Below are 26,072 nucleotides of genomic sequence, written 5' to 3' on the forward strand. Positions count from 1 at the left end.
TCGACGGTATCGTCGCAGAACCGCTGCTCCCTTATAGCGAAGAGGCGATATCCTTTCTTGCTGCGTTGTCGAGCAGGCTTATGAAGGACCGCTCTGTGAAGGGGTTCCCCGATATCATTTCGTTTGCGTATTGGTGCAGGAAGTCGAATATCGAAAAGAAACGCGACGAATCCCGGTCTCGAACAGCGTATTTCGATGAAAGAATCGGGCGGGGTCTGACCTTTCACATCGCTCCATCCAACATTCCCGTCAACTTTGCCTTTTCGCTCGCGTTCGGGCTTCTTGCGGGTAATGCATGCATCGTTCGCGTTCCGAGCAAGCCGTTCGAGCAGACAGGAGTGATCTGTCGTGCAATAGAGGACGTTTTACCCGAGCATCCGGAAATAGCGAAACGATGCGCCGTCGTCACCTATCCGGTCGACGACGAGGTAACAGGTGCTTTCTCGCTCGTTTCGGACGCTCGGCTTATCTGGGGCGGGGATTCGACGATAGCTTCCGTTCGAAGGTTGCCGTCGAAACCTCGTTGCGTCGACATCCTGTTCTCGGATCGCTATTCTGTCGCCTTGATGGATGGCAGGGCGATGAAGGATATCGGCGATGAGGACCTCTCTCGTTTAGCCGAGGGGTTTTACAACGATACCTACCTTATGGATCAAAACGCTTGCTCGTCTCCGCAGATGATCTATTGGCTTCATGACGTTCCCGAAAGCAGGGACCGATTTTGGGCAGCGGTTCGCGAAAGCGCTGCTCGTCGGTATGTTTTACAGCCTCAAATCGCGATGGACAAGTACGTGCAGCTTTGCGAGGACGTACTTGATGCGGTTGCGGGAGGCGAGGTGCGCTTCGACGGCTTGCTCACCGTGGTTGACGTCTTGTCTACTCCGGACGATATCTGCGGATTGCGGGGAAAGGGCGGCTACTTTTATCAGCAGGTCGTCTCAGACCTTAACGAGATAGAGCCGTTTGTCACGGAAAGGTTTCAGACCCTTCTCTATTTTGGGGTCGAAGCGTCCGACATAAGGGATTTTGTACTGAAAAAGAAGCTGAGGGGAATCGATCGCATCGTGCCCGTCGGTCATGCAATGGATATAGACATCGTCTGGGATGGGTATGATCTTGTTGCCGAGCTATCCCGCATCGTGGACGTTCGATAGGAGGATTATGCTATTAGAAGAATCCGTATGCTTGGTAACGGGGGCAAGCAGGGGCATCGGGGCCTCGATTGCGACGCGTTTTGCCGAAGAGGGCGCGACGGTATACGCGAACGCGCGAAGCGAAGGCTCGCTCGACGCCCTTTGCGAGAGCAATGCGGGTCGACGCAAGGGAACGATCGTTCCCGTTTACTTCGACGTATGCGATGCCGCCGGGCAGAAAGCGGCGATCATGCAGATAAAAAAAGAGCAGGGAAGACTCGATGTTCTGGTGAACAACGCAGGCATTATGAAAGATTCCCTTATCGGCATGATCGATCGAAGCACCGTGCAGGCAACGTTCGAGACCAACGTTTTCTCGGCGATCGAGCTCATGCAGCTTGCAACGAAGCTCATGTTCAGACAGGGGTCGGGAAGCGTGATAAACATGTCGTCGCTTGTCGGGGTCAACGGAAACAGGGGGCAGGCCGTTTATGCTGCGTCGAAAGGCGCCGTGATCTCTCTCACCAAGGCCGCTGCGAAAGAGCTCGCCCCGAAAGGAATTCGGGTCAACGCTGTTGCGCCGGGCATGATCGATACCGATTTGTTCCGTTCGGCAGGTGAAGAGGCCGTTGAACGGTTTTCCTCATGCATCGGGATGGGCAGGGTGGGCGCACCCGAGGACGTTGCCGACGTGTGCGTATTTTTGGCAAGCGATCTTTCCCGGTATGTGACGGGGCAGGTCATAGGAGTCGATGGTTCGGCGCTGATGTAGGCAAGCGCGAACGGGCAAAGGGCATAGCGAGATGAAATTATCTTTTGATGTGAGCGACACGCAGGATGAGACGTTTTTCGGTCGCGAGGGGAGCGGCGCCATCGAGTACCGAGAGCGCACCTTCGAGAGCGAATGCTTTCATAACCGAACGGCGGAAGTGCTCGATTGGGACACGGAGTCTTTCCCCGAGCTTTTCGGCGAATTCATCGATGAAAAGGGGTTTGTCTCCGGCGATCTTCTCTATCTGAGGCTTCCCGCAGACGATATAGGCGCCATTCGGGCTGCGGAGGCGGCAGGCTTCTATTTCATCGAAAGCTCGATCATACCGTTTCTTAAAACGCGCCATTGGGACAGGCACCGCTACGAGAGGTATGTCTGCCCCATGGTCGAAATCGATGACGAGAGGATAGGCGAGGTTAAGGAGATAGCTCGAGCCACGTTTCGCGGGCTGCGCTTCAATCTCGATCCGCACGTCGGCGATCAGCGCGCTGACGAGAGATACCTCCGCTGGCTGATGAACGCGTATGAGGGCGGTGAGGACATATGCGCCATCATGCATCATGGCAGCGTTGCGGGGTTCAGCCTTCTGCGTCACGAGGATGGCGGCAAGACGGTCTTTCGCCTGGCGGGGATGCGCCCCGACCTCAAGAACGCGGGTCTTGGGATGATGCTCTATGCCAGCACGGTTGCCCGTTGCCAGGATCGGGGCGTGAAGCACATAGACGGGGGAATCAGCATGGCAAACTGCCCCGTCTTGAATGTGATGGCAAACCTTGGATTCTCATTCAGGGACCCCACTATCGTATTCCACTATTACGTTGAATAACGGGTGTTGTTTTTCTGCTGCCGGAAACCGCGTCGGGATTTCATAGGCGACTGTTCGGTGTAAACCGTGTGGCTGCTTGCGACGGTTAAGCGGTGGATGCCATATCTGCTAGAATGAAGAAGATTATGGTTGGATACCGGTGCTGTCAGGTTTTCTTGACGGGTTGACAATGCCGAAGGCGGCGGTTGTTGCAGCGCTTTCGGGGTGATACTAGGTTTATTCTTTGCGAGAAGGGTCGATTTCATAATGCTCGATGCGCTAGCCAGCGTTCTTTCGCTGATCGTTCAGCCGTGCTATGACTTGACGGGGAATTGGTGGCTCGCCATCCTCCTGTTCACGGTAATTATCAAGATTGTTCTCATGCCGGTCGCTCTGTGGTGCCAAAAAAACGCCATCGTCATGGTGCAGCTCATGCCCGACCTCAATCGCATTACGGTCAAACATTTCGGTGATCGCGAGACTATCGGAGAGATGCAAAACGCTCTGTACAAAGAGCGCCGATACCATCCGATGCTGAGCCTCGTGCCGCTCGCCATCCAGATCATAATCTTGTTCGGGCTCGTCGAGGTCGTCCGTTCCATTACGGAAGGCGGTGCGCCCGGTACCGAGTTCATGGGCCTGGTGCCGTTCGAGGACGGCGGCGCCTCGTGGGCTATGCCTTTGCTTGCGGGGCTTTCTGCTGTGATCATGGGTTTTGCTCAGAACAGGATCAACCCCCTGCAGCGCGAGCAATCGAAAACCGAGAAGAACGTGACGAACGGCCTTTCGATCGCCCTGTCGTTCGTGCTCGGCATTTTCGTTTCGGCTGGCATGGCGTTTTACTGGATATGCTCGAACCTCTCGTCGATTGCCGTGCAGGCGCTCTGCAACGTCATCATCAAACCGAGCAAGCACATCGACTACGAAGATCTGGCGGAAAGCCGCGTCTCGCTCGACGAGCTGAACGCCCTTTCGAAAAGGACGACCAAATGGTATCAGCGCGATCCTCTCGCGAAGCGCGAGAAGGCCGATTACAAGCGCTTCTTCAATATCGTGAACAAGCACATCGTATTCTATTCCGAGGGGAGCGGTTTCTACCGATACTTCCAGGGCGCGATCGAGTGGCTTTTGGCTAATTCCGACGTGCGCATCCATTACATCACGAGCGATCCGAACGATCAGGTCTTCGAAATCGCAAAGACCGAGCCGCGCATGCTCCCGTATTTCATCGGCGACAAGCGGCTCATTACGCTCATGATGAAGATGGATGCCGACATCGTAGTCACCTCTCTCGAGGATCTGGAGAATTACTATATCAAGCGCTCGTATATTCGCCACGATATCGAGTACGTTTTCATGTTCCATCATATGACCAGCGCTCACATGGTTGCAAACAAGAATGCCTACGACCACTACGAGACGATAATGTGCGCCGGCCCCCATCAGGTTGAGGAACTGAGGCGAGCGGAGGAGCTGTACGGTTTGCCCGCGAGGAACCTTGTTCCATGCGGTTACGATTTGCTCGATCGCCTGATAGCGTCTTACGAGGTGCTGGAGAAGAGCAAGCACGAGCGACCTGTCGTCATCGTCGCGCCCTCGTGGCAAGACGATTGCATCCTCGATACGTGCGCCGATGAGATGCTGAAGCTTTTGCTTGCCGAAGGGTATCGCGTTATCGTGAGACCGCATCCCGAGTACGTAAAGCGATACCGACCTCGATGGGAAGCGTTGCAAGCCCGATTCGCTGATGTCGACGACGGGGATCTTTTCTTCGAGCGCGATTTCGGGTCTACCGATACCGTTTTCACCTCGGATCTGCTCATAACCGACTGGTCCTCGGTTGCATGCGATTTCTCGTTTTCGACAGGGAAACCCTCTGTGTTCGTCGATACGCCGATGAAGGTGGGAAACCCCGATTGGCGCGAGTACGGGATAGAGCCTACGGACATCTCGCTGCGAAACGAGATCGGTGTTTCCGTTTCGCCCGACAACCTCGCCGCCCTTCCCGCTATCGTTAAGGATATGCTCGGCAACCACGATGCGTGGGCTCATCGGATCGAGAGCGTTCGGGCGGGATTCATCTTCAATCTCGGACACGGTGGCAGCGCGGCAGGGGAGTACCTGCTTGAGAGCATATTGGCCAAGCAGGAGGCAAAGAAAGCGGAGATCGGTCATGTCTGATATGCAAGCGAAGACGATGACGCACCGTACGGCGGTGCTTCGAAGCATTTTTACAGCGTGTGCGCTGGTGTGCGTCGCGCATGTCGCATTTCCTCCCCTGGCGTATGCATACGTCGACCCATCTGTTATGACCTATACCATTCAAGCGCTTGCGGGCGTGGCCGTGGCTCTCGGCGCAGTTGCCGGCGTGGCCTTCAGGCGGACGCGAAAAGTGCTCATGAAGGCGCTGAACATCGATGAGAATGCCGGGAAGGAGGTCGAAGGCGATGTGCACCGCACGGGAGCGGCTTGGGCTGAGGCGGATTGCGACGAAGCGGGTCGGACGCGATCTTTCGCCGAAGCCCCCGACGCTCGATACGCCAAAAAGAAGGAAAGGTCGGGCAAGCCGCTTCCTTGGCCGAAGCGGATCGTCGTCTCTCTGGTCGCGTCAGCGTTTCTCGCATACACCGTGTTCGTGGTGGCCCCTTACGAGATAGTGGCGAGCAATTCAAGCAGTCTGGTGTTCGGCCTTTCCGATATATGGGCGCCGATAGCCGTCGGCGGCATCGTTATCACGGTATGTCTCGCGCTCGTTCTCTCGATTTTTCGCGGCAAGGTATTCGATGTAGCGGTTGTTTTGGTCGTTGCCCTTGGCGTATGCGCGTATGTGCAGGTCATGTTTCTTAACACCTCGCTTCCGACAGCGGATGGTGCTTCGGTGGTTTGGGGCGACTATACCACTGCAACGGCCGTCAGCGCCGCTGTATGGATTGCGGTAGTGGCCGCTTTCGTCGGTTTTGCCGCGTATCGGAGCCGCTTGTGCCGCGGGGTATCCGTTGCGATAGGCGCCTGCCTCATCATCGTTCAGTCCGTGGCGGTAGCAAGCTTGTTTCTGACGCCCCAGGCGGCAGATGCCGACACCGTGGCGGAAGCCTCCACGGAGCCGCTCGTGGTAACGGAGGACGGGCTGTACAGCGTTTCAAGCAAGGAAAACGTTATCGTGTTCATTCTCGATAAGTTCGATACGTTCGAGATGGAGCATCTGCTCGACGAAAACCCCGACTTGCTCGATCCTTTTACGGGCTTTACGTATTTCCCCGATTCTACCGGCTCGATGGTTCCCACCATGTTCGCGCTTCCTTACCTTGTGACAGGGGAGCTCCCTCAAGAAGGAGAGGAGTTCACCCGCTACATTGACGAGCGATACACCCGCAGCACGTTTCTCGAGGACATTGCTAAGCAGGGATACGATGTGGGGATTTATTCCGATTCGCTCGGGTGGGGAGATATAGGCGAGTTGGCGGACAAGACGGTGAACATCCATCCTCTGGGCGAGCGCCGAAGCTCTCTCGATGTCGAGGGCGCTGTGGGAATCCTGTATCAATGCGCTTTGTATCGCGATCTACCTTGGGTGTTCAAGCCTCCGTTTTGGTTCTACACCGACCAAGTCAACGATGCGATGGTCGTTCGGGACAGCGATGCGAACGGCGCGGACACCCCCTACACGATGAACGATTTGCGCTATTACGATATGCTCGCGAACGGCGGCCTGAAAGTTGAAGACGGCGGTGCCGAGGGAGATTTCCGGTTGATACATTTGAACGGCTCGCACGAGCCGTATGTGATGGATGAAAACTGCCAACCTGCCGAGGGAGGCGAATCGACGCGCGACGAGCAGAGCATTGGAGCGCTCGGCATCGTGGAGGAGTATATCGGCCAACTCAAAGAGAAGGGGCTCTACGAAAACTCGACGATCATCGTTATGGCCGATCATGGGGACTGGTATGTATCGAAAGACCCCCTAACGGAGCCGACGAGCCCTCTGATGCTTGCGAAACCCGCGCAAAGCAAGGAGGATTCGGAGAAGCCCTGCGTGATATCGGATATGCCGGTGAGTCATGCCGATCTTTTCCCGACCGTCATCGATGCGGTCGGGGGCGACGGTTCGAAATACGGGTCGACCATGTTCGAGATAGACGACAAGGACCGTGCGCGTTACTACTACATGACCACAACCGATCACTCGGAAGGCTATGTAAACGAGATAATCGAATTCGAGATAGACGGACCTATGTCGGACTTCGACAATTGGCACCTCACGGGACGAAAGTGGTATTACGACTCGAAGAACTACACGAAATAGGGCCGTTGCGGAAAGACGGCGATCTATGACGGAAGCATGCGCCCTGCGCAGGTGCACGGCGGCGACAAAGAAGGACGTGAATCGCATGAGGAAGAGCATTGAGGGTTCGAACATTCTGGTGACCGGTGGAGCGGGTTTTATCGGCAGTCACCTCGTAGACAGGTTGCTCGATAAGGGGGCTGCAAGCGTCGTCGTCATCGACAACATGTTCCTCGGCAAGGAGGAGAACCTTGCCGACGCGATAAAGCGCGGCGCGATTCTGTACAAGGAGGACGCTGAGGACAAAGAGGCCCTCTCGCGCATGATCGAAGAGCATGCCGTCGATATCGTGTTCAACCTCGCGACAAAGGCTCTGAACTATTCGTTCATCGATCCGTGCGATGCGTTCGAGACAAACGTCGTCGTTATCGGAAACCTCCTCGAGCTGCAGCGTGCAGGAGCTTTTTCGACGCTGTGCCATTTCTCGTCTTCCGAGGTGTACGGTACCGCCGTGTACGAGCCTATGGACGAGAAGCATCCGTATAATCCGACGACGACATACGCCGGGGGCAAAGCTGCCGCCGACATCATGCTCAGAACCTACGTCAACATGTTCGACCTCGATGCATTCATCGTGCGGCCCTTCAACAACTACGGCCCGCGGCAAAACGCCGAGCCGCCCATGGCTGCGATCATACCCCTGACCGCGAAGCGCATCATGGACGGTATTGCACCGGAGATCCATGGGACGGGGAAGCAGAGCCGCGATTTCATCTATGTGCTCGATACGGTCGATGCGGTGATCGATCTGTTCGATAAGATGGAAAAAGGCCAGGAAGTGAACATATCCGCCAATGGAAATACCTCCATGGAGGATGTGATCACCAAGATCAGCACATATATGGGCTACGAGGGCGAGATTGTGCGCAAGCCAAGGCGAGGTGCCGATGTGGATTGCCATAACGCCACGAATGCCCTTGTCAAGAGTATGATCGACTTTAAGATCCGCTCGTTCGACGAAGGTCTTGCCGAAACGCTCGATTGGTACAAGGAGAATCTGTAATGATCAAGCTCATTAAGCCCTACATCTTCTTCGATGAGGTTTCCGCGGAGCTCGAGGCGATCTTCGATTCGGGAATACTTACGAAAGGTCCGTACTCGAAACTTTTTCCCAAGAAGGTGGAGGCCTATACCGGGGCGAAGTACGCGTTCAACGCGACCTCGGCAACGACGGCGCTTACGATGGCGCTCAAGGTCCTTGAGGTAGGACCGGGCGACGAAGTCGTGGTCTCCGATTTTTCGTTTCCCGCGTCGGTCAACGTGATCGAGGATGTGGGGGCCACCCCGGTGTTCGCCGATGTTTCGCTTGAGACCTACAACATGACGCTCGACGAGCTCGCCTCGAAGATCACCGAAAGAACCAAGGCGGTAATTTTCGTCGATGCCCTGGGAAATCCCTCCGGGCTCGATCGGATTGCCGGACTGTGCCGCGATAAGGGTATCGTGCTGATCGAAGACGCCGCCTGCGCCATAGGAAGCGCCGTAGGCGGGCGCAAGGTGGGTTCCATCGCGGACATCACCTGTTTCAGCCTCCACCCTCGCAAATTGCTGACATGCGGCGAAGGAGGCATCATTGCAACCGATAACGATGCGTACGCCGAAATCCTCTCCTACAAACTGAACCATGGCGCCGACGCGTCGGGCGACTTCGTGTCGTACGGGTACAACTACCGTCTTCCGGAAATCCCTGCGCTTATGGGGTGTTCGCAGATCGACAAAATCGACGATATCGTCAAGGAGCGCAGGGCTCAGGCTTCCGAATACGCCCGTCTCCTCGAGCCGCTCGGTTTTACCGCCCAGAAGGCGGCGGAAAACGCTTACCATAACATGCAGAGCATCGTGTTTACCGTGCCCGAGGGCATCGATCGCGATGACCTGTGCCGCTATCTTGCGGGTCGTGAGATCGAGAGCACAATCGGGACGTACTGTCTGAGCGAGTGCGCGTATTACAGGGCCAAGTACGACAGCGTCCAACCTAACGCGTCCTATCTGCAGCACCACACGATCACTTTGCCCTGCTATACCGACGTGCCTGTCGGCGAAGTGTGCGCTGCTATTGCCGACTACATGGCGTCGCGGTAAGCGCAGCCTACGGTATTATGGCGAACGACGAAACGGGAAATGCGCAGACGACAAGAGCTTCCGGCCAGAAGCTCAAGACTTATCTTATGCTGCACGGGATACTGTTTCTGTATTCCCTTGGTGCCGTATGCTCGAAAATGGCCTCGGGTTACCCCTTCCTTTCGGTTGGCTACATCGGATGGTACGCGGGACTGCTAGCCGTTTTGGTGGTATACGCGGCAGTTTGGCAGCAGGTGCTACGTCGCTTGCCCCTTATCACGGCGTTTGCGAACAAGGGCGTGACTATCATCTGGGGCGTTCTGTGGGGGGTTTTGCTGTTCGGCGAGACGGTGTCTTTGACGATGGTCATCGGCGCCGCAATCGTGTTCTGCGGCATCGTGTTGGTGGTGAGCAGCAATGTCGAATGATGCTTTGCCCTACATCCTTGTTTTCGTCGTGTCGGTGCTCATCAGCTCGGTATCTCAGGTGCTTTTGAAGAAAAGCGCCGATAAAGAGTACCCTAATCTGCTTGCGCAGTACCTTAATCCGCCCGTTATCGGCGCCTATACGCTGTTTTTCCTCTCGACTCTCGTGACGGTGTACGCATTCAAGTACGTGCCCCTCTCCATGGGCCCCATTCTCGAATCCCTCGCTTATGTTTTCGTGGGGATACTCGGTGTATTCGTGCTCCACGAACGAGTGACGCCAAAAGCCGCCCTTGGTATGGTGCTTATCGTGGTCGGTGTAATCGTGTTCTCTCTTTGATTCGGAACAGCCGCTTGCCTTTCGGTCAAGCTGTGCGCTTACCTGCACTTCCGATGCTTCCGCGTTGTCGAGAGTTGCTGCGGATTGCATCCTGATGTTCTGTTGGAAACGTTATGGGCTATACTGGAAACGCTTGCACGAAAGTTGCTCGTTGCGATAGGAGAAGACATGCAATTTATCGACTTGAAAACACAGTTCGAACGCATTGAAGACGATGTGTTCTCGCGCGTGAGTACGGTGCTTCAGAGCCAGAAGTACGTTATGGGCCCCGAGATTGCCGAGCTAGAGGAAAAGCTTGCCGAATACGCGGGCGTCAGGCATGCGATTTCCTGCTCGAGCGGCACCGATGCGCTTGTAATACCGTTGATGGGTTACGATCTCAAGGCTACCGATGCGGTTTTCGTGCCCTCGTTTACCTTCTTCGCTTCTGCTGAAAGCATAACGCTTGCCGGCGGCACGCCGGTCTTTGTCGACTCCGATGCAACGACGTTCAACCTGTCGCCAGCGGATCTTGATCGCGCTATCGACGAGACGCTCGCGGAAGGCAAGCTCACTCCGAGGGGCATCATCACCGTCGATCTGTTTGGCCAGCCCGCCGATTACGATGAGATTCTGGCCATTGCCGACAAGCACGGACTGTTTGTCATCGAAGATGCCGCGCAGGGGTTCGGCGGCGAGTACAAGGGTGCAAAGGCGGGTTCGTTCGGCAATGTTGCATCGACCTCGTTCTTCCCCGCAAAACCGCTCGGCTGTTATGGCGACGGCGGCGCCATCTTCACCGACGACGATGATCTTGCCGAGCTGATAAAGTCGATTCGCGTGCATGGGCAGGGTAGCGATAAGTACGATAATGTAAGGATCGGCGTCAACGGTCGCCTCGACTCCATTCAAGCGGCGGTGCTCCTCTCCAAGCTCGCTATCTTCGATAGCGAAGTAGAGGCTCGCAACCGGGTAGCGAATGCCTACTCAGAGCGGCTTTCCGATGTGCTTGCTGTTCCGGCTGTGACGAACGGAAAGCTTTCGGTGTGGGCGCAGTACACCCTTGTTGCAAAGGATGCGGATGAGCGCACCGCCATCATCGATGCATGCAAGGCGGCGGGTGTTCCGACGGCCGTCTACTATCCGATTCCGATCCATCTTTCGACAGCCTACAAGAGCTTGGGATACAAGCTTGGCGATCTGCCTGTTTGCGAAGATCTTGCCAATCGCGTATTCAGCATCCCGATGCACCCGTATTTGCAGGAGTCCGATATCGAGCAAATCGTTGCAGCTGTTAAGGAAGGATTGAGATAATGAGTGAAACATTGAAGGTCGGTGTCGTCGGAACGGGCAACATGGGAAAAAACCATGTCCGCGTCCTCTCGACGATGGCCGAATGCCAACTTGTCGGCTGCTACGACGTAAACGAAGCATTGGCGAAGGAGCAGGCCCAACGATACGGTATCGCGGCATTCGGCTCGCCTGAGGAGCTGTACGCGGCCGTCGACGTCGCCCATATCGTCGTACCCTCCTTCCTGCATAAGGAATACGCTGTTGCCGCAGCCCAGGCTGGCTGTCATGTTCTCGTTGAGAAACCGATAGCCCTAAACGTGGAAGATGCGCAGGCGATCATAGACGCCTGCAGCGATGCCGGCGTGCGTTTATGCGTCGGCCATGTCGAGCGGTTCAACCCGGCCATCTCAACGCTGATGAACATCATCGATCAGGAAGAGGTGATTTCGGTCGACTTCCGTCGCATGAGCCCGTTCTACGGTAGGGTGTCCGATGCAAGCGTCGTCGAAGACCTCATGATCCACGATGTGGATGTGCTCAACGCCATCGCGGGCGATGCGGGCATCAAGCGCGTTGCGAGCCAGGGTGCGAAGGTCTATACCGACAAGCTCGATTACGCTCAGGCGCTCGTTACGTACGACAATGGCCTCGTTGCCAGTTTGACGGCGAGTCGCGTCACGGAATCGAAGATTCGAAAAGCGGAGATCAGCGCTAAAAACTGCTACATCGACGTTGACTACCTCAACCGAACCGTCGAGATATCCCGGAAGACGAACTTCTCCCTCGATGTCGGGTATCCGGTTCAGTATCGGCAGGAGAACATCGTCGAGAAGGTCATGGTGCCGATCAGCGAGCCGCTGCGTGCCGAGTTCGAGCATTTCTTCTCGTGCATTAAAGACGGAAGCGAGATCGCTACATCCGGAGAGATGGGAAAGCGGGCCCTTGAGCTTTGCGAACGAATCCAAAACGAGGCATTGGTGGGGTAATCCATGGCGAGCGAAGATACGGGGTATTTCGTCCACGAGTCATCGTACGTCGATGAGGGGGCCGAGGTAGGCGACGGTTCCAAGGTTTGGCATTTCTCCCACATCCAATCAGGTGCACGCATTGGCAAAGGATGCGTGCTTGGGCAAAACGTCAACGTTGCGGGCGATGTCGTGGTGGGGGACCGCTGCAAAATCCAAAACAACGTTTCTCTGTACGATGGCGTCGTCCTCGAGGACGAGGTGTTCTGCGGGCCTTCATGCGTGTTCACAAACGATCTTATGCCACGAGCCCATGGGCCTATGGGTTGGACGGTAGGTTCGACGGTGGTGAAAAAGGGGGCTTCGATAGGCGCTAACGCGACGATCGTGTGCGGTAATACGATTGGCGAATATGCCATGATCGGATCGGGGTCTGTCGTAACGCACGATGTCGCATCGCATGCTCTTATGGCGGGCGTGCCCGCCCGCCGCATCGGATGGGTATGCGAATGCGGAGCGAAGCTCGAAGGGGAATTCACGTGCCCTGCCTGCGGCCTGCGCTATGTCGAGGCCGAAAACGGTCTGGCGGCGAGGAACGCCGAATAGGGATAGGGCGACTTTCGCCCGGCAGCTGCGTACTGCTTGGCGGGCGGCTTCGACGACGGAGCCGCCCGCCCGTTGTCGAAGCGCGTTTCGCGCCGATTGCGACACCGTAACCCTTCGTTGACGCAAATGTGCGGTTTATGCAGGGAGTTTCGATTTTATGGAGCTTCATGCTAAAATATCGCGATGGTGTATACCGAAGCAACGCTTCATACCCATAAACGCAGTTCAAACGCAGCAGCAAGGTTGGAAGGACAGCAATGGACGAAACGGGAGTGCTGGGCTTACTCGAAGAGCTCTCTATCCTCTTGGAAGATTCTAAGCCGGTTTTCGGCAAGAGCAATATGCGCCAGGTCGATATCGCAGCCGCATTCGAGATCATGGATGAGATCCGCGACACGTTCCCGAGCGAGTTTTCCCAGGCTCGCCAAATCGTTCGCGAGCGGCAAAGCCTGCTCGACGATGCCGAGGCCGAGGCGAGCCGCATGATCGACGATGCGCGCAGCCAGGCGATGACCATCGCAAGCGAGCAGGAGATCGTCCGCATCTCGCAGCAGCAGGCCGAAACCATCATGGGCGACGCCCGTGAACTCGAGCGCCAGACGCGCGCGGGAGCCGAAGATTACGCCGACGAGGTGTTCGGCCACGTCGAGCAGAGTCTCGACACCTTGCTTGGAAACGTTCGCCGCTGCCGCGACCGTTTGAACGCTAACTCGATGGCGGGTCGATAATGTCCGATACCCGCATACTGGTACCGAGCGAACTCTTCGCCCCTGCGGAGAGTTCTTATTTTGAAGGTACGTACGATCTCGAAATCCTCAAGGCAGGACCCGATCTCTACGAGTTCGCCGCCCCGCTTGCCTGGCAGGCGACTGTTACCAATACGGGCGGCGCCCTGCTCGTGACCGGAACGGTCGAGGGAACGGCGAAGACCGCTTGCGCACGCTGCCTCAACACCTTCGAGTTTCCCGTAACAGGCGAGATAGAGGGATATTACCTGCTTTCCGAAGAGGAAGACGCCCCCGAGGATATGGACGAAGACGAATTCTCTTACCTTCCGAAGAACAACGTGATCGAACTCGATTCGCTGCTCAAGGCGGCTTTGCTGCTGGAGATGCCGCTCGTTCCCCTGTGCGACGACGACTGCAAGGGCATTTGCCCCGATTGCGGCGCGGACCTCAACGAAGGACCCTGCGCATGCGGGGAGAAGCAGTCTGCCGACGAAGCGCCCGCCAATCCCTTCTCGGTGCTCAAGGACATTACGTTCGAAAGCTGAGACGGGCTGCACGACGCCCGAAGGAAGGCGATGCGAGGATCCGATGCGTCCAGGCGAAGAAACAGACGAGCCGTCCGTGCGCGCCTCCGAAGTGGTGGGGGCGTTCGTTTCGTATTACAGGCCCTATCGGGCGCTTCTGATCCTCGATCTGTTCTGCGCTTCGGTGCTTGCGGTCGTGGATCTGGCGTTTCCCCAGATACTGAACTTCTTCACCAAGGAGTTCTTCCTCGAGCCTCCCGACGTCATCGTCGCGTCGCTCGGGCTCATCGCGGTTCTGCTCGCGGTCATGTACGCCGTCCGCACGGCGTGCCAGTACTTCATCACGAGCTGGGGCCACATCATGGGCGCGCGCATGGAGGCCGACATGCGCAAGGATCTGTTCGAGCAGTACCAGCGCTTGAGCTTCTCCTACTACGACCGCAACAACACCGGCACCATGATGAGCAAGCTCGTTACCGACCTGTTCGACATATCCGAGCTCGCCCACCACGGCCCCGAGAACCTCTTCATCTGCATCCTCAAGATCGCGGGCTCGTTCGCGCTTCTGTTCCTCGTCAACGTGCCGCTCACGCTCATCATGCTCGTCGCCACCGTGCTCATGGCGGCCTACGCGTTCTGGCGGAACTACCGCAAGCGGACGATATTCACCGAGAACCGCAAGAAGATGGCCGATATCAACGCACGGCTCCAGGATTCGCTCGGTGGCATCCGCGTGGTGAAATCGTTCGGAAACGAGGGCGTCGAGATCGGCAAGTTCGACGAGAGCAACCATCGATTCGTCGACACCAAGGAGCTGTCGTACCGGTTCATGGGATCGTTCCACGCGGTGAACTCGGTGTTCATCGGCGTACTCTATACGGTTACCGTCGTGGGCGGCGGCTACTTCGTGGCGCAAGGCACCCTCGAGGTTACCGATCTGGCCATATACGCCCTCTACATCGGCATCTTCGTCTCGCCTGTCGAGCAGCTCATCAACTTCACCGAGCAGTTCCAGAAGGGCTATGCCGGCTTCAGGCGCTTCATGGAGGTGCTGCGCGTGCGGCCCGACATCGAGGACGCTCCCGACGCCCGCGACCTCGACGAGATCGAACGCGAACAGCGATCCGATACGGTCGGACGGGCGACCGGCGAGATCCGCTACGATGGCGTGCGGTTCTCTTACGATGGGGAGCACGATGTGCTGCAAGGTCTCAACCTGCATGTTCCCGCCGGCTCGACGGTCGCGCTCGTGGGCCCGAGCGGGGGAGGCAAGACGACCACCTGCTCGCTGCTGCCGCGCTTCTACGACGTGTCGGCGGGATCGCTGTCGATCGACGGCATCGACGTGCGCCGCGTGCGGGTCGATTCGCTGCGCCGCTCAATCGGCATCGTGCAGCAGGACGTGTACCTGTTCGACGGCACGATTCGCGAGAACATCGCGTACGGTAGGCCCGACGCCTCCGACGACGAGGTGGTGCGGGCGGCGGTGCTTGCGAACATCCATGATTTCATCTGCGATCTCGAAGACGGCTACGAAACCTATGTGGGCGAGCGAGGTGCAAGGTTGTCGGGCGGCCAGAAGCAGCGCATCGCCATCGCGCGCATCTTCTTGAAGGACCCTCGCATCCTCATCCTCGACGAGGCCACAAGCGCGCTCGACAACGAGAGCGAACGGAAGGTGCAGAAATCCCTCGAGGATCTGTCGCGGGGAAGGACGACGCTCGTCATAGCCCATCGCCTTTCGACCATTCGCGGTGCGGACGCGATAGCCGTGGTGGAAAACGGCCGCGTCGTCGAGTTCGGCACGCACGGGCACTTGCTCGAATCGGGCGGCACGTATGCGCGCTACTACCGCATGCAATTCGGGGAGTAGCGCGGATTCGCGGGTTTCGGCGGACTCGATGCGCGCAAACCCAATGCCGCGTAAGATGCGGATTCCATAAAACCCATATTGCACGGGGGAGATGCGTTTGATAGAATATCTCTTCGCGTGTTTAACGATTGCTTTTTAATACCGGGCAGTCAGTCCGGCTTGGAAAAGGAGTACAAGGATCATGGCAGTACCTAAGCGTAAAATGGGTCGTGCTCGCACCAACGCCCGTCGGAGTGCTAACGACAAAATTGCAGCACCTTCTCGTTCCGTATGTCCGCAGTGCGGCGAAGTGAAGCTTCCGCATCGCGTGTGCCCGAACTGCGGCTACTACAAGAACCGCGAAGTCATCGAGACCGAGTAGATTCGGATCGCACATCCGTGCGGTGTTTCCGTTCGGGTTGAAAGCGAAGCTCTCCGGGCTGCCTTGTTCGAGGCATCTCCGAGAGCTTCGTTTCGTTTTGCGTGCAGGAAGCGTGCATGCCCGTCGCGTCGGGCGCCTTGCGCCGCGCTTTGCCAGCGGGTTTTCCGAGCCGATGCGACGGTGCGGGTCCGTGCCGTTTTTAGTTTTCGGATAAAGATGGCCGGGCGGCGCTGACGGTGCGTCTTCTTTGCCTATAATTGATTCGTGGCCGCAAGGCCGACCGAGTACGCAGCGGCGTTTCCCGCCGTCTGCAACGCAAGGAGAAACGATGTCTGAACAAGTTACCTTAACGGTCGATGCGTTGGGCGGAGACCATGCGCCCGGCGTTGTGCTCGACGGTGTTGCCGCAGCGCTCGCCGAAGATGCCGACCTGCATATCGTACTGTGCGGCCCTGCCGATACGGTCGAGCCGTTTTGCGCCGAGCACGAGCGGTGCCGGGCCGTCGCTACGACCGAGTTCATCGCCATGGACGAGCATCCCGCGAACGCGGTTCGCAAGAAGAAGGATTCTTCGCTTGTCGTCGGATGCAGGCTGGTCAAGGAGGGCGAAGCGAGCGGGTTCTTCTCCGCCGGTTCGACCGGGGCGTGCCTTGCCGCCGCCACGCTCGTGATGGGCCGTATCAAGGGCGTTTCCCGCCCCGCGCTCTGCACCGTTATTCCATCGCCCGCCAAACCGGTCGTCATGTGCGACGTGGGAGCCAACGCCGATTGCAAGCCGGAGTACCTCGTACAGTTCGCTCAGATGGCGACTATATACATGGAGCAGGTCATCGGGGTAAACGAGCCGAAAGCGGCGCTTTTGAACATCGGCGAAGAGGATACTAAGGGTTCGGCGTTCGCACAGGAAGCCTTCGCCTTGCTCAAGGAACAGGTGCCCAACTTCGTCGGAAACGGCGAGGGCAACGACATCCTTCCGGGCAACTACGACATATTCGTGACCGACGGCTTCACCGGAAACGTGTGCCTTAAAACCATCGAAGGTACGTCCAAGACGCTTTTCAAGGCGCTTAAGGACATCTTCTATTCGAGCACGGTTACCAAGCTGGGCGCGCTGACCATCAAAGGGGGCTTAAAAGACCTCATGGCGCAAGTGAGCCCCGATACGTACGGGGGCGCACCGCTGCTCGGCGTCAAGGGCGCGTGCATCGTCGGCCACGGCTCGTCGAACGCGACGGCCATCAAGAACGGCATCCATACGACGGCGAAGATCGTCCGCACCAATGTGTCGGAGATGATCGCCGAGACGGTTCTCGGCGGGACTTCGGCGAAGTCGGCCGAAACGGCCGACCGGGTAGCTGCGAAAGCGCGGTGATCGAGATGACCAGTTCGGAAGAGCAACGCGAAAAGCTCGATCGCGCCGAGGAGATACTCGACTATTCGTTCGGCCATAAAGAGCTGCTGCTCGCCGCCATAACCCACCCGTCGGCCACCGAGGGCAAGTCGGTCAAATTCTCCTACGAGCGCCTCGAGTTTCTGGGCGACAGCATCCTCGGCGCCATCGTGGCAACGGTGGCGTTCCATCGGTTCCACGATCTCGACGAAGGCGGCCTCACCCGTATCAAGGTGGCGCTCGTGTCGGGTACGAGCTTGTCGGATGTGGCGGCCGAGCTCGGGTTCGCCGACATCATCGTGTTCGGCTCGTCGGAGACGGGCACGGGCAAACGCGGGCTCCACTCCGCGCTCGAAAACGTCTACGAGGCGATCGTCGCCGCACTCTACCTCGACGGCGGCCTCGAGACGGCGACCGCGTTCGTGGAGCGAACCCTCATTCCGCGCATGTCGCTCGACATGGCCAAGGAACCCGAAAACCCCAAGAGCGCTCTGCAGGAGAAGCTTCAGGAAGACGGAATAACGCCAACCTACAAGCTCGTGGAGACGCAGGGCCCGCCGCACGACCGTACGTTCGTCGCGCAGGTGTTCGCGGGAACGCAGGGGCTTGCGCGGGGGACCGGAAGAACGAAGAAGGAAGCCGAAAGCCAGGCCGCGAAGTCGACGCTCGCCCGCCTGAGCGACTTTTTCGGTTTGGGAGCCGATGCGAAAGCGGCCCGTACCGAAAAAGCCGCTGCGAAAGCGGCGCTGGCTGCTGCGAAGGCCGAGGACAAAGCGCGCAAGAAAAGCGAGCGCGATCGCGCCAAGCAGAGCAAACAGAACAAGCAAAACCAAAAGAAAAACCGGGAGTAAAGAGACGTGTATTTAAAATCCCTTGTCCTCAAAGGATTCAAGTCCTTTGCCGATAGGAGCGTGCTTTCGCTCGAGCCGGGTATCACGGCTATCGTGGGCCCGAACGGTTCGGGCAAATCGAACATCTCGGATTCGGTGCTGTGGGTGCTCGGCGAGCGCAACGCGAAGAACCTGCGCGGCCAGGCCATGGAGGACGTTATCTTCGCAGGCTCGTCGGCTCGCAAGAGCGTCGGCATCGCCGAAGTCGATCTCGTGCTCGACAACACCGACGGAACGCTTCCGGTCGACTACACCGAGGTTGCCGTAACGCGCCGCATGTACCGGAGCGGCGAGAGCGAGTACCTCATAAACGGCGCGTTAGCCAGGCGCATGGACGTGCTCGACATCCTGCACGATTCGGGGCTGGGAACCGGCACCCATTCGATCATCTCGCAGGGCAGCCTCGATTCGATCCTGCAGTCGAAGCCGGAGGATCGTCGCGCCATCATCGAGGAGGCGGCCGGCGTGCTCAAGCACAAGCAGCGAAAGCTCAAAAGCCAGCGAAAGCTCGAGCAGATGGACGTTCACCTCACGCGTGTGAGGGATGTTGCCGCGGAGGTCGAGCGCCAACTCAAACCCCTCGAGCGCAAGGCGAAGCGCGCGCAGGCCTATCAGGGCCTTGCAGACGAGCTCGCCGAGCTCAACCTGATGCTTGCTGTCGACGACCTGCGCGTGCTCCAAGAGAAATGGGGCAAGGCGACCGGCCAGGAGAAGGATCTCGATGAACAGCTCGCCTCGATGCGCGAGGCGATCGACGCGGCCGAAAAGCAGATTGAGACGCTTCAGGAGACGATACAGGAGCGCAACGTCAACACCGGCGAGCTGTCTCGGCGCTACCGTCGCGCCCAGTCGGCGCTCGAGCGGTTCGATGCGACGACGCTGCTGCTCCACGAGAAGAAGCGCGCGGCGCAAAGCTACGAGGGCGAGATACAGGTTTCGCTCGCCGCAAACAAGGAGAAGGCCCGTCAGGCGCAGGAGGACCGAGCCCAGGCGCTTGCGCAGCTCGAAGAGGTCGCTGCAGAGAAACGTAAGGCCGATGCGCAGGTAGAAGCGCTGCTTGCCGAGCAGCGCTCGTTGACGGAGGCCCGCTCGGCACTCGAGCGGAGCGTGCAGGAGTGGACGGGCAAGGAGAAATCGCTCACCCGGGAAATAGAGACGACGAGGCTCGCCCAAGCGGAGACCAACGAGCTTCTGACCAACAGCCGTGCGCACGAGAAGCTCATCGCCGGGCACAGCAAGGAGCTCGAGATCCAGCTCGCCCACGCAAAGGGCGATTACGACCGCGCCCATGGGGCGGCGCAGGAAAACGAAGCGAAGCTCGCCGAGCTCAAGGAACTCGAGGGAAGGGCGCGCGAGACCGTGTCGGCTGCATTCTCCGCGCGTGAGAGCGCGCGCGAGGCGTTCGACGGCACGCGCGATGCGGCATCGCTTCTCGCGTCGGAGATTCGCGGCCTCGAAGAGGTCGAGCGGGCAAGCGAAGCGGCGGGGCCGGCGCTTGCATGGCTTATGGATCACCGAAGCGAGTTCGAAACCGAGATCGAGCCGCTGTCTCATGTCATCATCGCACCGAAGGGGTCGGAGGCGCTCGTCGAGCATCTGCTCGGCGGCGACCTTGCAGCGCTGTTCGTGTCGGATACGGCAAGCGCGAACGCCATCGCCGACGCGCTCGTCGACGTGGACGAGACGGGCGAGGTCGTCCTGCTTCCCGGAAAGAACATGAGCGCGCACGATCGGACGGCGAAATCGGGCGAACGGCTCATCGACCTGCTCGAGTACCCCGAGACGCACGCTGAGGCGGTTTCGGGCCTGCTCGGCGATGTGTATTTGTGCCAGACGAGGCAGGAGGCCATCGCCGCATACGAGGCGGACGATACGGGGGCCCGGTTCGCCACCCGCGATCTGTTCGTCATCTGGCCCAACGGCAAGATCGTCATCGGCGCGAACCGACACGACGAGGAGGGTACGCTTGCGCGCCATCGCCGTATCGAAGAGCTGAAAGCGGAGCTTTCACGTGCGGAGAAAGCGCAGGCCGAAGCCGAGGTCGAGAGGGATGCGGCCGATGCGGCACTGCGCGAGGCGCAGGGGGAGAGCCTGAAGCTCTCGCAGGATCTCGCTCAACTCAAAGGGCAGACCGACTCCTCGAAGGAGGAGCTCAAGCGCGCCGAGGAGAAGCTCGCTGCGCTGCAGCGCGAATTCGAGGATCTCGAACGGCAGCGCGCCGAAGCCCAGGAAGTGCTCAAAACCGCGCAACCGACTGCCGACGAGCTGGTCGCGAAGCTTGCGGAGCTCGACCGTGCGCTCGAGGAGGCGAAGCAGAACGTCGCCCGTTTCCAGCAGGAGGTCGCTCCGCTGAGGAAACGGGGCTTTGATCTGTCGAACGAGTTTTCCGAAGCACGTCTTGCCGCGGCGACCTCCGCAGAGCGGGAGACCTATACCAAGCGCGTCGTCGAGGCGCGCGAACGCGAGATCGAATCGATTCTGGCGCAGGACGAATCGGCGAAGGAAAACCTTGCCAGAAAGGCGCTCGCGCGAACGCGCGTCGTGCCGCTGCTCGCCGTGTTCGAGGAGCTGTCGGACAGCGCGAAGAAATGGACGCAGCGCCTTGAGGACGAGACGCTTGCGGCGCAGGATTCCTCGAGCGGGCTGCATGCCGCCATGAACGAAGCGCGGAAGGCCGCCCGCGAGGCTCACGACGCCTTCGACGAGGTGAATGCGAAGCTCTCGCAGGCCCGCGTCGACAAGGGCAGGCTCGAGGTGCAGGTGGAGGCGGCGATCGGCACGATCGTGAACGATTGCAAAACGCCGCTCGAGACTGCCCTTGCGATGCCCGCGCTCGAGGATCGCGCCGAAACCGAGGATAAGACGTTCAAGCTGCGCCGCCGTATCGCCAACATGGGGACGATCAATCCCGATGCCGCCGTCGAGTACGCCGAGCTCAAGTGCCGCTACGATTACATGGCTGCCCAGCTCGAGGATCTGAATTCGGCACGTCGGTCGCTTTCCAAGATCGTAGGCGTGATCGATGCGCGCATGAAAGAGGACTTCATCACCACTTACGAGCAGGTGAACATCAACTTCCAGGAGATATTCGCGATCTTGTTCCCCGGCGGTTCGGCCGAACTTTCGCTCGTCGATCCGGAGGATCCCGAGAACACGGGCGTCGAGGTGACCGCGCAGCCGCGCGGCAAGCGCATCACCAAGATGATGCTCATGAGCGGCGGCGAGAAATCCTTGACGGCGCTTGCCCTCCTGTTCGCGGTGTACCGCATCCGCTCGACGCCGTTTTACATCCTCGACGAGGTCGAGGCCGCACTCGACGATTCGAACCTGCGCAGGCTCTGCGCGTACCTCGATTCGCTGAGGCATACGACACAGCTTATAATGATCACCCATCAGCGCCGCACCATGGAGATGGCCGACGTGCTCTACGGCATATCGATGCAGGCCGATGGCGTTACGCGCGTGGTGAGCCAAAAGCTCGATCATGCACTTCGATACGCGGAGGAATAACATGGGATTTTTCGATAGGATCAGCGAGGGGCTCTCCCGCTCTCGTGAAAAGTTCAAGGAGCAGATGAACGTCCTTTTGGACCGCGGTCCCGATCTCGACGACGAGTTCTGGGACGGTCTCGAAGAGTCGCTCATTTTGAGCGACGTGGGTGCGTCCGCCGCCTCCACCATCGTGGAGAACCTGCGCGACCAGGCGACGCGAAAGGCGCTGCCCGATGCGTACGCGGTGCTCGATCTGCTCTACGACCAGATCGCCCGCACGTTTTCCGAAGGTGGCGAGAACGTGTTCGGGGACGGGGCGGCCATCGTCTTGTTCGTAGGCATCAATGGAACCGGCAAGACCACAACGGTGGGAAAGATAGCCAAAGAAGCAACAGATGCGGGTCGTCGCGTTCTGCTCGGAAGCGCCGATACGTTTCGCGCGGCGGCCATCGAGCAGTTGGAGGTGTGGGCGAAGCGCGCCAACGTCGAGATTTGCACGCGCGAGCGGGGGAGCGATCCTGCGAGCGTATGCTACGACACCATCGAGCGCGCCGAGCAGACGGGCGCCGACCTTGTACTCATCGACACGGCGGGGCGCCTTCATACATCGGCCGACCTCATGCGCGAGCTTGAGAAAGTGGTGAACGTGGTGCGCAAGCGGGCGAACATGCCCGTGTACACCGTACTCGTCACCGATGCGACTACCGGGCAGAACGGTCTTTCGCAAGCGCGCGAGTTCGACCGTGCGCTCGATCTCGACGGCGTGATCGTCACGAAGCTCGACGGTACTGCCAAGGGCGGTATCGCGCTCGCTGTTTCCCATGAGCTCGATCTGCCCGTGCTCAAGATCGGCGTGGGCGAGGGCTTGGACGACCTCAAGGATTTCGACCCGCTCGACTTCGCAAGAGCGCTGGTCGGGGATCTGGACGAACGAGACTGAGCCGCACCTTTCGGCGTGTGCGCAGCGCTGCGCCGCCGAATGGGGTGGTTTTGTCGTATTGGGTTCGGTATGGAAGCGCTTTAGTATAATCAAGCGAACGCATACCTACGATGGGAGTTTACCGGAATGCTTGAGAACCTCTCCGAACGACTGCAGGGCATATTCTCGGGGTTGCGCGGCAAGGGCCGCCTGACCGAGGACGATATCAACCAGGCCATGCGCGAAATCCGCATGGCCTTGCTCGAAGCAGACGTCAATTTCAAGGTCGTGAAGACCTTCATCGCGAATACCAAGGAGCGCTGCCTCGACGCCGAGGTGCTCGAATCGCTGACCCCTGCCCAAAACGTCATCAAGATCGTGCTCGACGAGCTGACGGAGCTTTTAGGCCGCACCGATTCGAAGCTCGTGCTGGGCAGCCGCATCCCCAACGTCATCATGCTCGTCGGCCTGCAGGGCTCGGGCAAGACTACCGCTGCGGCCAAGCTGGCATACCGCCTTTTGCAGGAGAACCATCAACCGCTGCTTGTAGCATGCGACGTGTACCGCCCCGCAGCTGCCGACCAGCTCGAGACGCTCGGCGACGAAATCGGCGTTCGGGTGTACCGCGGCGAGGGCAAGGATCCCGTGAAGATCGCAACCGAGGGCATCCAGGATGCGATCGACAGCCTGCGCGACGTCGTCATCATCGATACGGCGGGGCGCCTCCACGTCGACGAGGAGATGATGGCCGAGGCCGAGAATATCAAGCGAGCGGTCAAGCCCGATCAGATTCTCATGGTCGTCGATGCCATGACCGGGCAGGATGTGGTCAACGTAGCCGCAGCCTTCGCCGAGCGCGTCGACTTCGACGGCGTGATCATGTCGAAGATGGACGGCGACGCCCGGGGCGGCGGCGCCCTCTCCATCAAGCAGGTGACGGGCAAGCCCATCAAGTTCATCTCGTCAGGCGAGAAGCCCGATTCGCTCGAGGAGTTCCACCCCGACCGCATGGCCAAGCGCATCCTCGGCATGGGCGATGTGGTGAGCCTTATCGAAAGCGCTGCGAAGATAGAAGCCGAAGAGATGGAGGCCGAGGCCGCCGAGCGCATGATGCGTGCGCAGCTCAATCTCAACGACTTCTTGGACATGAACAAGCAGATCCGCAAGATGGGCGGCGTCTCGAAGCTCGTCGCGGCGCTGCCGGGCGGCGACAAGGCCATGTCGCAGGGTCAGGTTGACGAGAGCGCCCTCGACCGCATGGAGGTCATCATCCACTCCATGACGCTGCAGGAACGCGAGAAGCCCGATCTTTTGAACGGCAGCCGCCGCGCGCGCATTGCCGCAGGCGCCGGCGTGCAGGTATCCGACGTGAACCAGGTCATCAAGAAGTTCAACGAGACGAAGAAGATGATGAAGCAGTTCATGCCCGCCGACGACGGCAGGGGGAGAAAGGGCAAGAAGGGGAAGAAGGGCCGCCGCAGGCGCTCGCTTCCCGGTATGGGCTCCATGAGCATGGCCGACATGAAGAAGATGCAGGACATGTTCAAGGATCTCGATAAATAGAAGCGGCATTTCCTTTCGATAGGAGGTCCAATGGACCAAGCGTATGCACCACCGACCGTACCCGCTCCCGACCTGGGGCTCGCTCCGGTACTCGACTGCCGGTCCCTCACCAAGCGCTACGGGAGCGTCAACGCGCTTAACGCCGTGACGTTTACGATTCCGCGCGGACGCGTGGTCGGCCTGCTCGGGCCGAACGGTAGCGGCAAAACCACGCTCATCAAGCTCATAGCGGGGCTTTTGCAGCCCACTGCGGGCTCCGCCTACATCCTCGGCGAAGAGCCCGGTGCTTCGCCGAAGGCGCGGGTGTCCTATCTGCCCGAGCGACCGTACTTCAGTCCGTCGATGAAGGTGACCGACACGCTCTCGTTCTTTGCGGATTTCTACGCGGACTTCGATCGCAGGCTCGCCGAGGACATGCTTCTGCGCCTCTCGGTGCCCACGACGGCAACCATGGGAGCCCTATCGAAGGGGACGAAGGAGAAGGTGCAGCTCGTACTCGTTATGGCGCGCAGGGCGGCGCTCTACCTGCTCGACGAGCCGATCGGAGGCGTCGATCCTGCGGCGCGCGATTTCATCCTTGGGACGATCATTGCAAACTACCATCGGGATTCGACGATTCTCGTCTCGACGCACCTCGTATCCGACGTCGAGCACGCGCTCGACGATTTCATCCTTTTGCAGTACGGCAACATCGCCATGTACTCGTCGCCTCAGCTGGTGTACCAGCAGACCGGGCGAAGCCTTGACCAATACTTCAGGGAGGCTTATCGATGCTAGGAAAACTGCTGAAATACGACTTGAAGGCGCTTTCCCGCATTCTCGTCCCCGTGCACATCGCGGCGGTCGCCGTGGGTCTCGGCGCTGCTGCGTGCTTCTTCGGCGTGCACATGCTCGACTCGTCCTACGGCTCGTGGAACAGCTCGTCGGGCTTCGGCACGTCGATGCTCGTCATGCTCGCGATGACGGGTGCCTTTTGCCTGTTTGCGCTCTTCATGGCCTCCGCGGCTACGCTCTTTGCGATCGTGCACCGCTTCTATAGGAATTTCTTCACCGATGAGGGGTACCTGACGCTCACGCTTCCCGTCACCGCGAACCAGCATATCGCGTCCAAGGTGATAGCGGCTATGGTGTGGGTGCTCATCGATGCGCTCATCGTCGGTTTCTGCGGGTACTTCGCCTCGATCGCGGCTATGGGGTTTTCAGGCGATTTCGACGAGACGATACCGTACTTCATGCTCGTGTCGTCGTTCGGGTTCTCCGACATCGTCTCGTTCGTCAGCTTCCTCGTCGCCGCAGCCACGGCGGCAATGCAGGCGCTTACGATGGTGCTCACGGCCTACGCCGCCTTCGCCCTCGGAGGTGCTCTCGCTTCGAAGCACAAGGTGGCGGCCGGTATCGGTTTGTTCTTCGCCCTTTCGTGGGCTGCGGGGCTGATCCACAGCATAAAAAGCGTTTTCATTGCGACCGGTTTCGCCTACGATTCAACGTTCGGCTACGAAGCGATGAACGTGATGTCTTCGGGCGTCTCGCTCGTCTTGTACCTCGTGACCGCCGTTGTCTTCTACGCCATCTGCGTATTCGTCATCGATCGAAAGACGAACTTGTCATAGG

At 58.9% G+C, this 26,072-nt stretch carries 23 protein-coding genes; all 23 read left to right on the forward strand.

The genetic code is table 11. The features are described from left to right. Positions 1 to 80 precede the first annotated feature (80 nt). On the forward strand, positions 81 to 1,154 hold the full coding sequence (locus MWL89_RS07650) for an acyl-CoA reductase (protein WP_244412507.1): 1,074 nt from the start codon (positions 81 to 83) through the stop codon (positions 1,152 to 1,154). A gap of 7 nt (positions 1,155 to 1,161) precedes the next feature. Then, positions 1,162 to 1,905 carry an SDR family NAD(P)-dependent oxidoreductase gene (locus MWL89_RS07655; protein ID WP_244412508.1) on the forward strand — a complete coding sequence of 248 codons (744 nt, stop codon included), beginning with the start codon at positions 1,162 to 1,164 and terminating at the stop codon, positions 1,903 to 1,905. A gap of 31 nt (positions 1,906 to 1,936) precedes the next feature. After that, the gene (locus tag MWL89_RS07660) at positions 1,937 to 2,731 is read left to right on the forward strand and encodes a GNAT family N-acetyltransferase (RefSeq protein WP_244412509.1); all 795 of its coding nucleotides are present in this window, start codon (positions 1,937 to 1,939) and stop codon (positions 2,729 to 2,731) included. Positions 2,732 to 2,977: 246 nt separating this feature from the next. Next, positions 2,978 to 4,891 carry a membrane protein insertase YidC gene (gene yidC, locus MWL89_RS07665; protein WP_244412510.1) on the forward strand — a complete coding sequence of 638 codons (1,914 nt, stop codon included), beginning with the start codon at positions 2,978 to 2,980 and terminating at the stop codon, positions 4,889 to 4,891. Continuing rightward, positions 4,884 to 7,013 (forward strand): sulfatase-like hydrolase/transferase, encoded by a 2,130-nt coding sequence (locus MWL89_RS07670; RefSeq protein WP_244412511.1) that lies wholly within the window; start codon positions 4,884 to 4,886, stop codon positions 7,011 to 7,013. The genes yidC and MWL89_RS07670 overlap by 8 nt, the downstream gene beginning before the upstream one ends. A gap of 85 nt (positions 7,014 to 7,098) precedes the next feature. Beyond that, on the forward strand, positions 7,099 to 8,055 hold the full coding sequence (locus MWL89_RS07675; RefSeq protein WP_244412512.1) for a dTDP-glucose 4,6-dehydratase: 957 nt from the start codon (positions 7,099 to 7,101) through the stop codon (positions 8,053 to 8,055). Further along, positions 8,055 to 9,134 carry a DegT/DnrJ/EryC1/StrS family aminotransferase gene (locus MWL89_RS07680; protein WP_244412513.1) on the forward strand — a complete coding sequence of 360 codons (1,080 nt, stop codon included), beginning with the start codon at positions 8,055 to 8,057 and terminating at the stop codon, positions 9,132 to 9,134. Before MWL89_RS07675 ends, MWL89_RS07680 begins: the two co-directional genes overlap by 1 nt. Positions 9,135 to 9,151: 17 nt before the next feature. Next, complete coding sequence (locus tag MWL89_RS07685) at positions 9,152 to 9,541, forward strand: DMT family transporter (protein ID WP_102378241.1); 390 nt, start codon at positions 9,152 to 9,154, stop codon at positions 9,539 to 9,541. Beyond that, positions 9,531 to 9,878, forward strand: coding sequence for an EamA family transporter (locus tag MWL89_RS07690; protein WP_102378240.1), 348 nt, complete (start codon positions 9,531 to 9,533; stop codon positions 9,876 to 9,878). Before MWL89_RS07685 ends, MWL89_RS07690 begins: the two co-directional genes overlap by 11 nt. A 168-nt stretch (positions 9,879 to 10,046) precedes the next feature. Continuing rightward, the gene (locus MWL89_RS07695; protein ID WP_244412514.1) at positions 10,047 to 11,171 is read left to right on the forward strand and encodes a DegT/DnrJ/EryC1/StrS family aminotransferase; all 1,125 of its coding nucleotides are present in this window, start codon (positions 10,047 to 10,049) and stop codon (positions 11,169 to 11,171) included. After that, a complete protein-coding gene (locus tag MWL89_RS07700) occupies positions 11,171 to 12,136 on the forward strand; it encodes a Gfo/Idh/MocA family protein (RefSeq protein ID WP_244412515.1) in 966 nt (321 codons plus the stop codon). Before MWL89_RS07695 ends, MWL89_RS07700 begins: the two co-directional genes overlap by 1 nt. Positions 12,137 to 12,139: 3 nt before the next feature. After that, the gene (locus MWL89_RS07705) at positions 12,140 to 12,721 is read left to right on the forward strand and encodes an acyltransferase (protein ID WP_279611966.1); all 582 of its coding nucleotides are present in this window, start codon (positions 12,140 to 12,142) and stop codon (positions 12,719 to 12,721) included. A 257-nt stretch (positions 12,722 to 12,978) separates the two neighbouring features. Further along, complete coding sequence (locus MWL89_RS07710; protein WP_102378236.1) at positions 12,979 to 13,449, forward strand: ATP synthase subunit B family protein; 471 nt, start codon at positions 12,979 to 12,981, stop codon at positions 13,447 to 13,449. Then, the gene (locus MWL89_RS07715) at positions 13,449 to 13,994 is read left to right on the forward strand and encodes a YceD family protein (RefSeq protein ID WP_244412516.1); all 546 of its coding nucleotides are present in this window, start codon (positions 13,449 to 13,451) and stop codon (positions 13,992 to 13,994) included. Before MWL89_RS07710 ends, MWL89_RS07715 begins: the two co-directional genes overlap by 1 nt. Positions 13,995 to 14,037: 43 nt before the next feature. After that, positions 14,038 to 15,846, forward strand: coding sequence for an ABC transporter ATP-binding protein (locus tag MWL89_RS07720; RefSeq protein WP_244412517.1), 1,809 nt, complete (start codon positions 14,038 to 14,040; stop codon positions 15,844 to 15,846). Positions 15,847 to 16,027: 181 nt separating this feature from the next. After that, the gene (gene rpmF, locus MWL89_RS07725; protein WP_102378234.1) at positions 16,028 to 16,207 is read left to right on the forward strand and encodes a 50S ribosomal protein L32; all 180 of its coding nucleotides are present in this window, start codon (positions 16,028 to 16,030) and stop codon (positions 16,205 to 16,207) included. Between the two features lie 328 nt (positions 16,208 to 16,535). Continuing rightward, positions 16,536 to 17,579 carry a phosphate acyltransferase PlsX gene (plsX, locus tag MWL89_RS07730; RefSeq protein WP_244412518.1) on the forward strand — a complete coding sequence of 348 codons (1,044 nt, stop codon included), beginning with the start codon at positions 16,536 to 16,538 and terminating at the stop codon, positions 17,577 to 17,579. A 5-nt stretch (positions 17,580 to 17,584) separates the two neighbouring features. Next, positions 17,585 to 18,448 carry a ribonuclease III gene (gene rnc / locus MWL89_RS07735; RefSeq protein WP_102379540.1) on the forward strand — a complete coding sequence of 288 codons (864 nt, stop codon included), beginning with the start codon at positions 17,585 to 17,587 and terminating at the stop codon, positions 18,446 to 18,448. A gap of 6 nt (positions 18,449 to 18,454) precedes the next feature. Continuing rightward, positions 18,455 to 21,997 (forward strand): chromosome segregation protein SMC, encoded by a 3,543-nt coding sequence (gene smc, locus MWL89_RS07740; protein ID WP_244412519.1) that lies wholly within the window; start codon positions 18,455 to 18,457, stop codon positions 21,995 to 21,997. Position 21,998: 1 nt separating this feature from the next. Continuing rightward, the gene (gene ftsY / locus MWL89_RS07745) at positions 21,999 to 22,919 is read left to right on the forward strand and encodes a signal recognition particle-docking protein FtsY (RefSeq protein ID WP_102378231.1); all 921 of its coding nucleotides are present in this window, start codon (positions 21,999 to 22,001) and stop codon (positions 22,917 to 22,919) included. A 126-nt stretch (positions 22,920 to 23,045) separates the two neighbouring features. After that, positions 23,046 to 24,461: a signal recognition particle protein gene (gene ffh, locus MWL89_RS07750; RefSeq protein WP_244412520.1), complete on the forward strand. Its 1,416-nt coding sequence runs from the start codon at positions 23,046 to 23,048 to the stop codon at positions 24,459 to 24,461. A 30-nt stretch (positions 24,462 to 24,491) separates the two neighbouring features. Continuing rightward, positions 24,492 to 25,238, forward strand: a complete 747-nt coding sequence (locus MWL89_RS07755; RefSeq protein WP_244412521.1) for an ABC transporter ATP-binding protein — start codon at positions 24,492 to 24,494, stop codon at positions 25,236 to 25,238. Next, positions 25,232 to 26,071: a hypothetical protein gene (locus MWL89_RS07760; protein ID WP_244412522.1), complete on the forward strand. Its 840-nt coding sequence runs from the start codon at positions 25,232 to 25,234 to the stop codon at positions 26,069 to 26,071. Before MWL89_RS07755 ends, MWL89_RS07760 begins: the two co-directional genes overlap by 7 nt. The last annotated feature ends 1 nt before the right edge of the window (position 26,072 follow it).

Origin of the sequence: Raoultibacter timonensis, assembly GCF_022845715.1 — a bacterium.
GTDB lineage: Bacteria > Actinomycetota > Coriobacteriia > Coriobacteriales > Eggerthellaceae > Raoultibacter > Raoultibacter timonensis.